At 66.2% G+C, this 14,094-nt stretch carries 11 protein-coding genes; 8 read left to right on the top strand and 3 right to left on the bottom strand.

The window, feature by feature from the left end:
- Positions 1-830: aminotransferase-like domain-containing protein (locus VJ673_RS16320; protein ID WP_324127204.1), on the bottom strand; the 830-nt coding region annotated here is incomplete at its 3' end.
- Positions 831-1,018: 188 nt separating this feature from the next.
- On the opposite strand from VJ673_RS16320, the gene VJ673_RS16315 reads away from it, so the two are divergent.
- From VJ673_RS16315 to gabT, 6 genes are all read left to right on the top strand, one after another.
- Positions 1,019-2,173 carry an ABC transporter ATP-binding protein gene (locus VJ673_RS16315; RefSeq protein WP_324127203.1) on the top strand — a complete coding sequence of 385 codons (1,155 nt, stop codon included), beginning with the start codon at positions 1,019-1,021 and terminating at the stop codon, positions 2,171-2,173.
- 113 nt (positions 2,174-2,286) lie between these two features.
- Positions 2,287-3,324, top strand: coding sequence for an ABC transporter substrate-binding protein (locus VJ673_RS16310; protein ID WP_324127202.1), 1,038 nt, complete (start codon positions 2,287-2,289; stop codon positions 3,322-3,324).
- A 78-nt stretch (positions 3,325-3,402) separates the two neighbouring features.
- Positions 3,403-4,668 (top strand): ABC transporter permease, encoded by a 1,266-nt coding sequence (locus VJ673_RS16305; protein WP_324127201.1) that lies wholly within the window; start codon positions 3,403-3,405, stop codon positions 4,666-4,668.
- A 13-nt stretch (positions 4,669-4,681) separates the two neighbouring features.
- Positions 4,682-5,509, top strand: a complete 828-nt coding sequence (locus VJ673_RS16300) for an ABC transporter permease (RefSeq protein ID WP_324127200.1) — start codon at positions 4,682-4,684, stop codon at positions 5,507-5,509.
- A gap of 21 nt (positions 5,510-5,530) precedes the next feature.
- A complete protein-coding gene (gabD, locus tag VJ673_RS16295) occupies positions 5,531-6,991 on the top strand; it encodes an NADP-dependent succinate-semialdehyde dehydrogenase (RefSeq protein ID WP_324127199.1) in 1,461 nt (486 codons plus the stop codon).
- A 46-nt stretch (positions 6,992-7,037) separates the two neighbouring features.
- A complete protein-coding gene (gabT, locus tag VJ673_RS16290) occupies positions 7,038-8,348 on the top strand; it encodes a 4-aminobutyrate--2-oxoglutarate transaminase (protein ID WP_324127198.1) in 1,311 nt (436 codons plus the stop codon).
- Between the two features lie 111 nt (positions 8,349-8,459).
- On the opposite strand, the gene VJ673_RS16285 is transcribed toward gabT, so the two are convergent.
- Complete coding sequence (locus VJ673_RS16285) at positions 8,460-9,332, bottom strand: hypothetical protein (RefSeq protein WP_324127197.1); 873 nt, start codon at positions 9,330-9,332, stop codon at positions 8,460-8,462.
- Positions 9,333-9,563: 231 nt separating this feature from the next.
- Between VJ673_RS16285 and VJ673_RS16280 the strand changes: the two genes are divergently transcribed.
- The gene (locus tag VJ673_RS16280; protein ID WP_324127196.1) at positions 9,564-11,663 is read left to right on the top strand and encodes a diguanylate cyclase; all 2,100 of its coding nucleotides are present in this window, start codon (positions 9,564-9,566) and stop codon (positions 11,661-11,663) included.
- Position 11,664: 1 nt separating this feature from the next.
- Here VJ673_RS16280 and VJ673_RS16275 read toward each other — a convergent pair whose 3' ends face one another.
- Positions 11,665-12,576 carry a LysR family transcriptional regulator gene (locus VJ673_RS16275; protein ID WP_324127195.1) on the bottom strand — a complete coding sequence of 304 codons (912 nt, stop codon included), beginning with the start codon at positions 12,574-12,576 and terminating at the stop codon, positions 11,665-11,667.
- Positions 12,577-12,924: 348 nt separating this feature from the next.
- On the opposite strand from VJ673_RS16275, the gene VJ673_RS16270 reads away from it, so the two are divergent.
- Positions 12,925-14,094, top strand: a 1,170-nt coding sequence (locus VJ673_RS16270) for an acyl-CoA dehydrogenase (protein WP_324127194.1), incomplete at its 3' end; no start/stop codon positions are given.

Genomic DNA, 14,094 nt, shown 5'->3' with positions numbered 1-14,094 from the left:
AGCACGGTTCCCGTCGGATACTGGCTCGATGGCGACACGAAGATGATTTTTGGCGGATTTTCCCAGTCCTCGGCGGTCGGCGCGATGCCCTTCTCGTCGAGCGCGATCGGCACCGTCTCGACGCCTGCCCCCGTCAATACGTTGCGCGCCCCCCAGTAGCCCGGCTCCTCCATCCACACCCGGTCGCCGGCATCGCACAGCAGGCGCGCACAGAGGTCGAGCGCCTGGTGGGTGCCGTTGAAGATCAGAACCTGGCGCGGATCACAGGACACCAGCCGGCTCGCACCAAGGTATTCGGCGATCGCCACGCGCAGCGGCGCGAAACCGCCGACCGCGTACTGCAGGAGATGCGACTGGCGCGGGTGGAAGTACTTCGAGAGCAAGCGCCGCCACACCGCGAAGGGGAAGTGCTCGACGTCGGGGATCCCCGGCATGAAGGCGCCGTGCTGCACGCGGCTGCTGCTGGTCATGCGGGCGATCTGCGCGCCGCGCTTCGACAGCAGGTCGGCCCCGCCCTGCGCGCCCGCGGGCTGCGACTCCCCGCGCGTGCCGATGGTCGGAAGCGCGTCGCTGACATAGGTGCCCGAGCCGACGCGTGCTTCGAGATAACCCTCGATCATCAGCTGGTCGTACGCTTTCATCACGGTGTTGCGGCCGAGATCCAGCTCTTCCGCCAGCACGCGCGACGGCGGCAGGCGCGTCCCCGGGCGGATCACGCGCGCAAGGATCGCCTGGCGCAGTGCGAGGTACAGGCGCACGCGCAGTGCCAACTCCTGCGGCTGCACACGCAGGTTCTGCAGGATCACGTCACCGATCAGACCGACATCCATCGCCCCCTCCGAGCGGGTCTCTGCAAAATTGGCTCCTGCAAATCCGCTAAAATTGGTTCCCTACAGGGCGCCATTTTGCGCCTAAACTCCTTTCAACGACGAGGATATTCGTAATCCCCGCGAACCGGATCCGTCCAATAAAGAGACAGACCGTTCGCCTGAGAAACACACTGGAGGAGAACCACTTGATGTGGAGAGAACCGTTTGCGACCATGGAAAGCGCAGGTGCCAACTCGGGTACGGATATGCGCGATGAAGTCCTGGTCTCGTTCAGCCATGTGCAAAAGACTTACGACGGCGAAACGCTGATCGTAAAGGATCTCGATCTCGACATCCGCCGTGGCGAATTTCTCACGCTCCTCGGCCCCTCGGGTTCGGGCAAGACCACTTGCCTGATGATGCTCGCCGGCTTCGAGACGCCGACCTCGGGCGAGATCCGCCTCGGCGGGCGCGTCATCAACCGCCAGCCGCCGCACAAGCGCAACATCGGCATGGTGTTCCAGAACTACGCGCTGTTCCCGCACATGACCGTGCGCGAGAACCTGCGCTTCCCGCTGTCGGTGCGCAAGATGCCCGCCGCCGACATCGACGCCAAGGTCAAGCGCGCCCTCGACATGGTGCAGCTCTCGGCCTTCGAGAACCGTTACCCGCAACAACTCTCCGGCGGCCAGCAGCAGCGCATCGCGCTTGCCCGCGCACTGGTGTTCGAGCCCCAGCTCGTGCTGATGGACGAGCCCCTCGGCGCGCTCGACAAGCAGCTGCGCGAGCACATGCAGCTCGAGATCAAGCACATCCACGAATCCCTCGGCGTCACCTTCGTCTTCGTCACCCACGACCAGGGCGAAGCGCTGACGATGTCCGACCGCATCGCGGTCTTCAACCACGGCGTGATCCAGCAGATCGACACGCCCAATGCCCTCTACGAAAACCCGACCAACGCCTTCGTCGCGAACTTCATCGGCGAAAACAATGCGCTGGACGGGAAGGTCCTTTCCTCCCAGGACGGCGTCACCGTCGTCGCACTGCCCGACGGCACCCAACTGCACGCCCGCACGGGCGACGCGGGCGGTGCCGGCAGCGCGGCGCTGGTGTCGATCCGGCCCGAACGCGTGAGCCTCGCACGTCCCGACAGCACGGCAGAAAACCGCCTGCGCGCGACCGTACTCGAGCAGATCTATCTCGGCGACCACATCCGCCTGCGCATGCAAGTGGCAGGCTGCAGCAACTTCACGATGAAGACGCCGATTTCCCGGATCGCCCGCTGCCCGAATGCCGGCGAAAGTGTCGATATCGACCTCTCGCCCGACCATCTGCTCGCCCTCGCTCCGCCGCAAGGCGCCTGAGCGGGCAACAGCGGAAACGGACGACGCCGCGCGTCCGCCGTGCATTCGCGGCACACCAAAACTCGAAGACATCGCTCACGCAACGCCACCAGACCCTGGAGGTTGGAGGAAACATGAAGACCAGACTGCTCGCCAGCATCATCGCCGGTTTCGCCGGTTTCGCCACTGTCGGATTGGCCCACGCCGACGTCACCGTGATCTCCTTCGGCGGCGCATCGCAGAAGGCGCAGGACAAGGCCTATTACCAGCCCTTCGCCACCACCAGCGGCACCAAGGTCGTCGCCGGCGAATACAACGGCGAACAGGCCAAGATCAAGGCCATGGTCGAAGCGAAGAACGTCAATTGGGACGTCGTCGAAGTCGAATCGCCCGAACTCGCCCGCGGCTGCGAGGAAGGCCTGTACGAGAAGCTCGACTACGCAAAGATCGGCAACAAGGGCGATTTCGTGCCCGAAGCCGTGACCGAGTGCGGTATCGGCACCTTCGTGTGGTCGACCGTGCTCGCGTACAACGCGGACAAGGTCAAGACCGCCCCGACCTCGTGGGCCGACTTCTGGGACGTGAAGAAATTCCCCGGCAAGCGCAGCCTGCGCAAGGGCGCGAAGTACACGCTCGAGTTCGCGCTGCTCGCCGACGGCGTCAAGCCCGCCGACGTCTACAAGGTACTCTCGACCAAGGAAGGCGTGAACCGCGCCTTCGCCAAGCTCGACCAGCTCAAGCCGAACATCCAGTGGTGGGAAGCCGGCGCCCAGCCGCCGCAACTGCTCGCCGCCGGCGACGTCGTGATGAGCTCGGCCTACAACGGCCGCATCGCCGCCGCGCAGAAGGAAGGCAAGAACCTGAAGGTGGTCTGGAACGGCAGCATCTACGACTTCGACTTCTGGGCGATCCCGAAGGGCACGCCGCAGAAGGAAGCCGCGTACAAGTTCATCCAGTTCGCGTCGAAGCCGGAAAACCAGCGCGTGTACTCCGGTGAGATCCCCTACGGCCCGACCAACAAGAAGGCCGTCGGCGGCATGGATGCAGCCGTTGCGGCCGGCCTGCCGACCGCCCCGGCGAACCTGACCGGCGCCTTCGCGACGAGCACCCAGTTCTGGGTCGAGTACGGCGAAGACCTCGAGCAGCGCTTCAACGCCTGGGCTGCACGCTAAGTCGATCCCGGCAATCCCGCTGTTCCTGACGCGGCGCGCCCGTTCGGGCGCCCGCGTCGCACACCCACGGACATTTCCATGACGACCGCCAGCGAAACCCTCGATGCCTTTTCCGGTGGCACTGTGCCACTGAAGAAGCGACTGCGGCAGGCCGAACGCCGCAAGAAACTCCTGTTCGGCGCCCTGATCCTGCCGCTCGCGGTCTTCGTGCTGCTGACCTTCGTCGTGCCGATCGCGTCGCTCCTGAAGCACAGCGTCGCGAACCCCGAAGTGCACGACAACCTGCCCGACACCGTCGCACTGCTCAAAGGCTGGAAGCCCGCCAACGGCGTGCCGGACGAGGCGACCTTCGCCGCGCTGGCGCGCGAACTCGACGCTGCGAAAGGGGGGCCGGGGATCGCTGCGGTCGCCCGCCGCCTGAACCGCGAGCAGGCCGGCTACCGTTCGCTGATCATGAAGACGGCGCGCGCCGTTCCGCTCGAAGCCGGCGTCTCCACCCGCAACACGCTGATCGGCGTCGACGAGCGCTGGGGCCAGACTGAGGTCTGGCAGGCGCTGCGACGCGCCGGCGAGCCGATCACGCCCTTCTACCTGCTGGCCGCGGTCGACCTCACGACCGACGAACACGGCGACATCGCGAAGGCGCCTGCCGAGGAAGCGGTGTACATGGACGTGCTGGTGCGCACTTTCGGCATGGCGCTGATCGTCACCGTGCTGTGCCTCGCGCTCGGCTTTCCGCTTGCCTACCTGATGGTGAGCCTGCCGACGCGCCACGCCAACCTCGTGATGATCTGCGTGCTGCTGCCCTTCTGGACCTCGGTGCTGGTGCGCGTCGCCGCGTGGATCGTGCTGCTGCAGAACGAAGGCCTGATCAACCAGCTGCTGATGGCGCTGGGCATCACCGACGGGCCGATCCAGCTGCTGTTCAACAACGTCGGCGTCTATATCGCGATGACGCACATCCTGCTGCCCTTCATGGTGCTGCCGCTGTTCTCGGTGATGAAGGGCATCTCGCCGGTGTATCTGCGCGCCGCCGTGTCGCTCGGCTGCCCGCCGTTCAAGAGCTTCTGGAAGATCTACTTCCCGCAGACCCTGCCCGGCATCGGCGCCGGCGCCCTGCTCGTGTTCATCATGAGCATGGGCTACTACATCACCCCGGCGCTCTTGGGCGGACCGAAGGAGCAGATGATCAGCTACTTCATCGCCTTCTACACCAACCAGACCATCAACTGGGGCATGGCCGCGGCGCTCTCCGCCGTGCTGCTCGCCGCGACGATGGTGCTCTACGTGTTCTACGCCCGCTACCTCGGCCCGACCAAAGGCGCCAAGGCCAAGGCCCGCTGACGGAGGAATGACGATGCTGCAACCCTACGCTTCCCCCCTCGAACGCGCCTGGTACTACAGCCTGCGCGGCCTCGTCGGGCTGATCCTGCTGTACCTGATGCTGCCGATCCTCGCGATCGTGCCGCTCTCGTTCAACGCCGACAGCTTCCTGCTGTACCCGATGTCGGGCTTCTCGCTGCGCTGGTACGAGGAGATCTTCACCTCGGCGGCTTGGCGCCAGTCGATGGCCAACAGCCTGATCGTGTCGCCCTTTGCGACGCTGCTCGCGACCGTGATCGGCACTGTCGCATCGATCGGCCTGGTGCGCGCCGACTTCCCCGGCAAGGCGCTGCTGACCGCGGTGCTGATCTCGCCGATGGTGGTGCCGGTCGTGATCGTCGGTGTCGCGATGTACATCTTCTTCGCGCCGCTCGGCCTCACCGGCAGCTACACCGGCCTCGTCATCGCCCACGCGGTGCTCGGCGTGCCCTTCGTCGTCACCACCGTCACGGCGACGCTGCAGGGCTTCGACTTCAACCTCGTGCGGGCTGCGAGCAGCCTCGGCGCCAACCCGGTGACGACCTTCTTCCGCGTCACGCTGCCGCAGGTCGCCCCGGGCGTGATCTCGGGTGCGTTGTTTGCATTCGCTACATCGTTCGACGAAGTCGTCGTCACGCTGTTCCTGGCGAGCCCCGAACAGGCGACGCTGCCGCGCCAGATGTTCTCCGGCATCCGCGAAAACATCAGCCCCGCGATCGCTGCGGTCGCGACGATCCTGATCCTGTTGTCGACCCTGATGCTGCTCACCCTCGAAGGCCTGCGCCGCCGCAACGAACGGATGCGCGGCGCCCGCCCCGCCTGATCCCCCAAGGAGACACCCGAAATGAGTCTGCAATTGAAAGACGCCAATCTCTTCCGCACCCAGTGCTATGTCGCCGGCGAGTGGGCCGGTGCCGACAGCGGTGCGGCGATCGAAGTCCACAACCCCGCGACTGGCGAACTGCTCGGCACGGTGCCGAAGATGGGCCGTGCCGAAACCCGCCGCGCGATCGACGCCGCCAACGCCGCCTGGCCCGCGTGGCGCGCGCTGACTGCCGGCGCCCGTGCGAAGGTGCTGCGCAAGTGGTTCGACCTGATCGTCGAGAACCAGGAAGACCTCGCCCGCCTGATGACTTCGGAGCAGGGCAAGCCCCTCGCCGAAGCGCGCGGCGAAGTGCTCTACGCCGCCTCCTTCATCGAATGGTTCGCCGAGGAAGGCAAGCGCATCTACGGCGACGTGATCCCCGGCCACCAGCCCGACAAGCGCATCGTCGTCACCAAGGAGCCGATCGGAGTGTGCGCGGCGATCACGCCGTGGAACTTCCCGCTCGCGATGATCACCCGCAAGGCCGGCCCCGCGCTCGCCGCCGGCTGCACGATGGTGCTGAAGCCCGCGAGCCAGACCCCATACTCGGCTCTCGCACTCGCGGCACTCGCCGAACGCGCCGGCGTGCCGAAGGGCGTGTTCAGCGTCGTCACCGGCTCCGCGACCGAGATCGGCGGCGAGCTGACCGAGAACCCGATTGTGCGCAAGCTGACCTTCACCGGCTCGACCGAGATCGGCATCAAGCTCGCCGCGCAGTGCGCACCGACGATCAAGAAGCTGTCGCTGGAACTCGGCGGCAACGCGCCCTTCATCGTGTTCGACGATGCCGACCTCGACGCCGCGGTCGAAGGCGCGCTCGCGTCGAAGTACCGCAACACCGGCCAGACCTGCGTCTGCGCGAACCGCCTGCTGGTGCAGGACAGCGTGTATGACGCCTTCGCCGAAAAGCTCGCCGCCGCGGTCGCCAAGCTCAAGGTCGGCAACGGCCTCGCCGACGGCACGACGCAGGGCCCGCTGATCGACATGAACGCCGTCGAGAAGGTCGAGGAGCACATCGAGGACGCCGTCTCCAAGGGCGCCCGCGTGATCGCCGGCGGCCGCCGCCACGAGCTCGGCCGCACCTTCTTCCAGCCGACGATCCTCGCCGACGTGACCCCGGCGATGAAGGTCGCCCGCGAAGAGACCTTCGGCCCCGTCGCGCCGCTCTTCCGTTTCAAGGACGAAGCCGAGGCGATCCGCATGGCCAACGACACCGAGTTCGGCCTCGCCGCCTACTTCTTCGCCGCCGGCATGAACCGCGTGTGGCGCGTGTCGGGTGCCCTCGAGTACGGCATCGTCGGCATCAACACCGGGATCATCTCGACCGAAGTCGCCCCCTTCGGCGGCATGAAGGCCTCCGGCCTCGGCCGCGAAGGCTCGAAGTACGGCATCGAGGACTACCTGGAAATCAAATACCTGTGCATGGGCGGCGTGCAGTAAGCACGGCCCTCAAAACCGGATCCCACAAGGACATCAAGGAGAACACATGAACGCCAACACTCTGCCCCCCGGCCTGACGAACGCCGACCAGATGGCCCGCCGTGCCGCCGCCCTGCCCCGCGGCGTCGGCCAGGCCCACGGACTCTTCGCGACGAAGGCGAAGAACGCCGAGATCTGGGACGTCGAAGGCCGCCGCTTCATCGACTTCGTCGCCGGCATCGCGGTCGTCAACACCGGCCACTGCCACCCGAAGGTCATTGCGGCGGCACAGGCGCAGATTCCGCAGTTCAGCCACACCTGCTTCCAGGTCGTGGCCTACGACGGCTATGTGACGCTCGCCGAGCGCCTCAACAAGCTCGCCCCGGGCAGCGCGCCGAAGAAGACCTTCTTCGTCAGCACCGGCGCCGAAGCGGTCGAGAACGCGATCAAGATCGCGCGCGGCTTCACCGGCCGTCCGGGCGTCATCGCCTTCAACGGCGGCTTCCACGGCCGCACGCTTCTCGCGCTGGGACTCACCGGCAAGGTCGACCCATACAAGCTCGGCGTCGGCCCCTTCCCGGCCGAAATCTTCCACGCGCCCTACCCGGATGAAATGCATGGCGTCAGCGTCGACGACGCGATCGCCGGCATCGAGATGCTGTTCAAGACCGACATCGAAGCCAAGCGCGTCGCGGCGTTCATTGTCGAGCCGGTGCAGGGCGAAGGCGGCTACATCCCCGCGCCGAAGGAATTCTTCGAGCGCCTGCGCGCGCTCGCCGACCAGCACGGCATCCTGATCATCGCCGACGAGATCCAGACCGGCGCCGGCCGTACCGGCAAGATGTTCGCGATCGAACATAGCGGTGTCGCCCCCGACCTGATCACGATGGCCAAAGGCCTCGGCGGCGGCTTCCCGATCGCTGCGGTGATCGGCCGTGCCGACGTGATGGACGCGCTGCCCCCGGGTGGCCTCGGCAGCACCTACGCGGGCGCCCCGATGGCTTGCGCCGCGGCGCTCGCCGTGCTCGACGTGATCGAAGAGGAAGGTCTGTGCCGTCGCGCGACCGAGCTCGGCGAACACATGCAGGCACGTCTGCGCGAACTCGCCGCGAAGCAGCCCGCGATCGGCGACGTGCGCGGGATCGGCGCGATGGTGGCGGTGGAGTTCTTCCACGGCGGCGACAAGAAGCGCCCCGCGGCCGACATCACCAAGGCGGTGATCGCCGAAGCGCAGAAGCGCGGCCTGCTGCTCTTGTCCTGCGGCTCCTACGGCAACGTGCTGCGCCTGATGGTGCCGCTGACGATCGAACAAAATATCCTCGACGAAGGCCTCGATATCCTCGCGGCTTCCGTCACGGCAGTCACGGCGCAGTCGTAAGCCGACCGCGCCTTCTTCCTCCCTCCCTGCTCCCGCCGCCACGAGCGGCGAGCTCCCGAGCAGTTGCCGGCACCTACAGGTGCCGGTTTTTTTTTGCCGCTACGGGTAGGATCAGTCAGGTTTGTCGTGGTGCTCGTAACGGTGGTCGCAGCCCGGGCAGCGGGCAGCCGTCTCGACCGTCCAGTACACGTGCGTCAGCGTCACCGAGCCGTCGCGGTTGTTGCGCTCGTATTCCGAGCTGCGGCCGTTTGCCGACTGGCGCACGAGCTGCCCCCAGCTTTGCGGATCGTCGGTGATGTCGACCTCCGAAGGCGTGGCAGCGGCTGTCGCGGCCGCCGCCGTGTAGGTCGTCGTGCCGTCGACGTGGCCATAGACCATGTTCAGTTCCTCGAAATCGTGATAGTTGGGCCGCGTGCTGATCGTCTTCGTCGCGTTGGCGCCGGTGTTCGAGAAATAGTCCATGCAGGTGTTCAAGGAGGCGCCCGTCTCGGACTGGTGCGCGAGCCCGAAGGTATGCGCGACCTCCTGGCACATCACGTGGCGCTTCTCGTTCACGGTGTTGTAGGTCGTGGTCGTGAAATAAGTGTCGTTCATCTTCGCCGTGCCGCGCGTGATGTGCGCGCCGCTGATGTTGATCGATGCGAGCCCGAGCCAGCCGGTCGTGCCGTAGCGGGCATTGCACACCTGGGTCGTGCCCGCAACCATCGAGCACGACGAAGTCGTTTTCCCGCCGACAATCGCCGTCAGCACCGGCGTGAACGTCGCCCCGAACAGGTCAGGACTATTCCAGTCGCTCACGATCGCGAGCAGATGATTGCGCCAGTCGACGGTGGTCAGATTGTTGCCGAGCTGCAACGTAAACTGCTTGGTCGTGCGGCCCCAGTGATACCCGCCCCACGAGTGGGTCGCGAAGGCAGGCGTTGAAGCGACGAGCAGGGTTGCGGCAGCCGCAAGGGCCGTCCGCCGGATGGTCGGTGCGGACATGTTGTTCTCCTCTATTCCCGATGAATCCGATGGCAATATGCGGTCGTGTTCTCCCACGACGCTCCTGCGTCGACACCGCGCTTCAGCGGTCGTTCATGGCGGGGCGGCGAAGCGACCTGCAGCGCTCCGTGCTGCAGTCCTCCGGCAAATGCTCAAAGTGGCCATTGCGACAATGACGCCCCCATCGTTCGCGCATAAAATGAATCCATCCTCCCTGCGCGAGCGATTTCGATGCTCCGCCTCGCCGACCGAAGCTACTGGCTGCTGCCCCTCGGTGCGTGGACCGGCCTGGTCGCGCTGTCGCTCATCATTGCCCTGCAGCACGCGGACCAGGCGGCCTACGAGACGGCCCGCCAGCAGGGGCGCGACATTTTCGCCATGGTGCAGGCGACCCGGCTGTGGAATTCGCGCGTCGGCGGCGTGCTGGTGCCGCAAAGCGAGCTGACGCCCCCGAATCCCTACCTCGACATGCCCGAGCGCGATCCGGTGACGACCTCGGGCAAGCATCTGACGACGGTCAATCCGGCCTACATGACGCGCCAGATGGCCGGCGTGATCGCCGAAGAAAGCGGCATCCGCATCCACCTGACGAGTCTACGGCCGATCAATCCCAACAACGCCGCGGACTCGTGGGAAACCGCGGCGCTGAAAGCCTTCGAAGAGCACACGGACCGCGAGCGCAGCGAGATCATCGACACCGGCGGGCCGACGATCCGCTACATCGCTCCGCTGCTGGTCCGCCAGGAATGCCTCGAATGTCACCAGAAGTTCGGCTACAAGATCGGCGACGTGCGCGGCGGGATCAGCGTGTCGCTGCCAGCGGGCGATTTCGTAGAACGCCTCACGGCGACCCGGCGCAATCACATGATCACGCACGGCGTGGTCTGGGCGATCGTCAGCATCATGCTGATGTTCTACCTGCGGCAGTACCGCGCGCAGTGGAACAACCTCAAGTCGCTCACGGCGACGCTGGAAGACCGCGTCGCCGAACGCACCGCTGCGCTGAAGGAGGAAACGGCGGCGCACCGCATGAGCAAGGAAGAAGCGCTGCATAACCACCAGCGCTTCCTCGACCTCGTGAATACGACCGACGGCATCGTATGGGAAGCCGACGCCCGGACCTTCGTCTTCACCTTCGTCAGCCGCAAGGCCGAGTCGCTGCTGGGCTATCCGGTCGAGGCATGGCACGCGCCCGGATTCTGGGTGGATCACCTGCATCCGGAAGACCGGACCTGGGCGCCGGAGTATTGTGCCGCCTGCACCGGCCGGCTCGAACCTCACCGCTTCGAGTACCGCATGATCGCTGCCGACGGGCGCATCGTGTGGGTCGACGACATCATCACGGTCGTGTCGGAGAACGGCAAGCCGGTGCTGCTGCGCGGCCTGATGATCGACATCACGGCGCGCAAGGAAGCCGAAATCGAGGTGCGCCGCCTGACGCAACGGCTGACACTCGCGACGCGGGCCGCACACATCGGCATCTGGGAATACGAACCGGAATCCGGCCGCGTGGTGTGGGACGGCACGATGTTCGACGTCTTCGGCGTCGACCGCGAGGACTTCCACGAGACCGTCGGTGAAGTCCTGAAGCTGATCCACCCGGACGACCTGCCGCACGTGCAGATGCTGCTCGACGAGAGCCTCAAGAGCGGCTGCGAATTCCAGACGAGCTTCCGCATCGTGCGCAAGGACCACGAGATCCGTCACATCGACGCCCATGCGGTGCTGGTGCCCGCCAACGGGCATCGTCCGACGCGCATGATCGGCGTGAACCGCGACATCACCGAGCGCAAACGCAACGAGCAGGAACTCGTGCGCCTCGCGACGACGGACCTGCTGACCGGCTGCTACAACCGCGGCTACCTGTACCGCGTGCTGGAAGGCGAAGTCGACCGCACCCACCGCTACGGCGACCCGCTGTCGCTGATCATGTACGACCTCGACCGCTTCAAGCGCATCAACGATACCTGGGGCCACGACGTCGGCGACCAGGTGCTGATCCATACGACCCGCGTCGTGCGCGAGGCGATCCGCCGCACCGACGTGCTGGCGCGCTGGGGCGGGGAGGAGTTCATGGTGCTGTGCCCGCGTACGACTGCGGAGGAGGCGGCAGTGCTCGCCGAGCGTCTGCTGCAGGCGCTGCGCGACCATCCGACGGCTATCGCCGGCATCGTGACGGCGAGCGTCGGCGTCGTGACGCTGCGCGCCGCGGAGCACATCGACGAACTCGTCAAGCGCGTCGACGACCTGATGTACCGCGCGAAGCAGGCCGGTCGCGACCACGCCTGCTGCGACAGCGCGGACTGGGCGCAGCCGCCGAGCCCGTCATGAACTAGGCGAGGCCGGCGGCCACGCGGTATTCCGCCGCAACGGCGACGAGCCAGTCGCGAAACCCGCGCAGCGCCGCCGTTTCGGCCTTGCGCTCGGGGATGATCAGGTAGTAGGCCTTGTCGCTCAGATAGCCATGGTGGAAGGGCATCACCAGCCGGCCGCTGTCGAGTTCCTCCTGGATCAGGAAGGGCGGGATCAGCGCGATACCCATGTCCTGCATCGCCGCCTGCGCGAGCATCGAGAAGAGTTCGTAGCGCGTGCCGGTCATGTCATGCGCGACCTGCATTCCGAGCGAACCGAACCACTGCCGCCACGCATACGGCCGGGTGCTCTGCTGCAGCAGCGGCAGCGCGGCGATCTCCTCGGGCGTGAGCGCATCACGACCGCCGAGCCGACGCGGGCTGCACACCGGCACCGGGTTCTCGCGCATCAGGAAATGTGCCTCGGTACCCGGCCAGCCGGCGTCGCCGAAGTACAGCGAGGCGTCGAACTCGGTGTCCGCGAAGAGGAAGGGGCGGGTGCGGTTCGTCATATTGACGGTGACGTCCGGATGGCCGGCGAGGAAGTCCCCGAGCCGCGGCAGCAGCCAGCGCGTCGCGAAAGTCGGCATCACCGCGAGCTCGATCGTCGCACCCCGCCCATGATGCGCCATCACCGACAGCGTGTCGCGCTCGACCGCGTCGAGCCGCGCGCTAATCTGGCGGCTGTAGGACAGCCCGGCCTCGGTCAGCGTCACGCCGCGCTTCGTGCGGCGAAAGAGGCGCAGCCCGAGGAAATCTTCCAGCGCCGCGATCTGGCGACACACCGCGCTCTGCGTCAGCGCAAGCTCGTCAGCGGCGCGCGTAAAACTCTCGTGCCGTGCCGCCAGCTCGAAGGCGAGGAGGGCCGCGGTGCTGGGGATCTTGCGTCGCATGGATAACTCCAGGGAGTGAAGTGCGCAATGCGCATGACGAGCTGATAGGCAGGGGCAAGATGAAGTTTCGCAGCTCTGGAAACGCAGTGCCTTGCATCCTGCCTGCGTCGACGGCGCATGATGTTTATCCGGCGGCACCTTTCGCGACTCGGCCTCTGGCTCATCCGCCCTGTTCACCCGCCGTTGGCTCAAGTTTCTCTCGAAGTGCGCTTTTCGCACAAGGTCCCGCGAATTTATCGTTTGTCCGGGGCCCCCACGCTTGGCTAGAGTGCAAACACGTCAGAGCCGGACCGCGTCCCGCGCCCACCGGCCGCCGAACATCCACATCCGTCTTCGAGGAGATCCGACATGGCATCGAACCGCATCAGCTTCGACTGGGCCGACCCCCTGTACCTGGACAGCCAACTCACCGACACCGAACGCATGGTGCGCGACACTGCGCGTTCCTACTGCCAGGAGCGCCTGCTGCCGCGCGTGCAGGAAGCCTTCCGCCACGAGAAGACCGATCCCGCGATCTTCCGCGAGATGGGCGAACTGGGCCTGCTCGGACCGACGATCCCCGAGGAATACGGCGGCGCCGGCATGAACTACGTCAGCTACGGCCTGATCGCGCGTGAAGTCGAGCGCGTCGATTCGGGCTACCGCTCGATGATGAGCGTGCAGAGCTCGCTCGTGATGGTGCCGATCAACGAATTCGGCAACGAAGCGACCAAGCGCAAGTACCTGCCCAAGCTCGCGACCGGCGAGTGGATCGGCTGCTTCGGCCTGACCGAACCGAACCACGGCTCCGACCCGGCGAGCATGGTGACCCGCGCGAAGAAGGTCGAGGGCGGCTACAGCCTGTCCGGCAGCAAGATGTGGATCACCAACAGCCCGATCGCCGACGTGTTCGTCGTGTGGGCGAAGGACGACGCCGGCGACATCCGCGGCTTCGTGCTCGAGAAGGGCTGGAAGGGTCTGTCGGCCCCGGCGATCCACGGCAAGGTCGGCCTGCGCGCGTCGATCACCGGCGAAATCGTCATGGACGAGGTCTTCGTGCCGGAAGAAAACGCCTTCCCGACCGTGCGCGGTCTGAAGGGCCCCTTCACCTGCCTGAACTCCGCCCGCTTCGGCATCGCCTGGGGTGCGCTCGGCGCGGCCGAAGCCTGCTACGAGACCGCCCGCCAGTACACGCTCGACCGCCAGCAGTTCGGCCGTCCGCTCGCCGCGAACCAGCTGATCCAGAAGAAGCTCGCCGACATGCTGACCGAGATCACGCTGGGGCTGCAGGGCTGCCTGCGTCTGGGCCGCCTGAAGGACGAGGGCAACGCGCCGGTCGAACTGACCTCCATCATGAAGCGCAACTCCTGCGGCAAGTCGCTCGATATCGCCCGCGTTGCGCGCGACATGCTCGGCGGCAACGGCATCTCGGACGAGTTCTGCATCGCGCGCCACCTCGTGAACCTCGAAGTGGTGAACACCTACGAGGGCACGCACGACATCCACGCGCTGATCCTCGGCCGCGCGATCACCGGCATC

Source organism: Aromatoleum sp. (assembly GCF_035254505.1).
Taxonomy (GTDB): domain Bacteria; phylum Pseudomonadota; class Gammaproteobacteria; order Burkholderiales; family Rhodocyclaceae; genus Aromatoleum.
Note: the sequence above shows the minus strand (reverse complement) of the source record. Positions and strands in the feature narration are given on the sequence as shown.

What these genes read in the sequence shown, in the direction of transcription:
- VJ673_RS16315 (WP_324127203.1), top strand. Translation starts at nt 1,019, where the DNA reads ATGTGGAGAGAACCGTTTGCGACCATGGAAAGCGCAGGTGCCAACTCG.
- VJ673_RS16310 (WP_324127202.1), top strand. Translation starts at nt 2,287, where the DNA reads ATGAAGACCAGACTGCTCGCCAGCATCATCGCCGGTTTCGCCGGTTTC.
- VJ673_RS16305 (WP_324127201.1), top strand. Translation starts at nt 3,403, where the DNA reads ATGACGACCGCCAGCGAAACCCTCGATGCCTTTTCCGGTGGCACTGTG.
- VJ673_RS16300 (WP_324127200.1), top strand. Translation starts at nt 4,682, where the DNA reads ATGCTGCAACCCTACGCTTCCCCCCTCGAACGCGCCTGGTACTACAGC.
- gabD (WP_324127199.1), top strand. Translation starts at nt 5,531, where the DNA reads ATGAGTCTGCAATTGAAAGACGCCAATCTCTTCCGCACCCAGTGCTAT.
- gabT (WP_324127198.1), top strand. Translation starts at nt 7,038, where the DNA reads ATGAACGCCAACACTCTGCCCCCCGGCCTGACGAACGCCGACCAGATG.
- VJ673_RS16285 (WP_324127197.1), bottom strand. Translation starts at nt 9,332, where the DNA reads ATGTCCGCACCGACCATCCGGCGGACGGCCCTTGCGGCTGCCGCAACC.
- VJ673_RS16280 (WP_324127196.1), top strand. Translation starts at nt 9,564, where the DNA reads ATGCTCCGCCTCGCCGACCGAAGCTACTGGCTGCTGCCCCTCGGTGCG.
- VJ673_RS16275 (WP_324127195.1), bottom strand. Translation starts at nt 12,576, where the DNA reads ATGCGACGCAAGATCCCCAGCACCGCGGCCCTCCTCGCCTTCGAGCTG.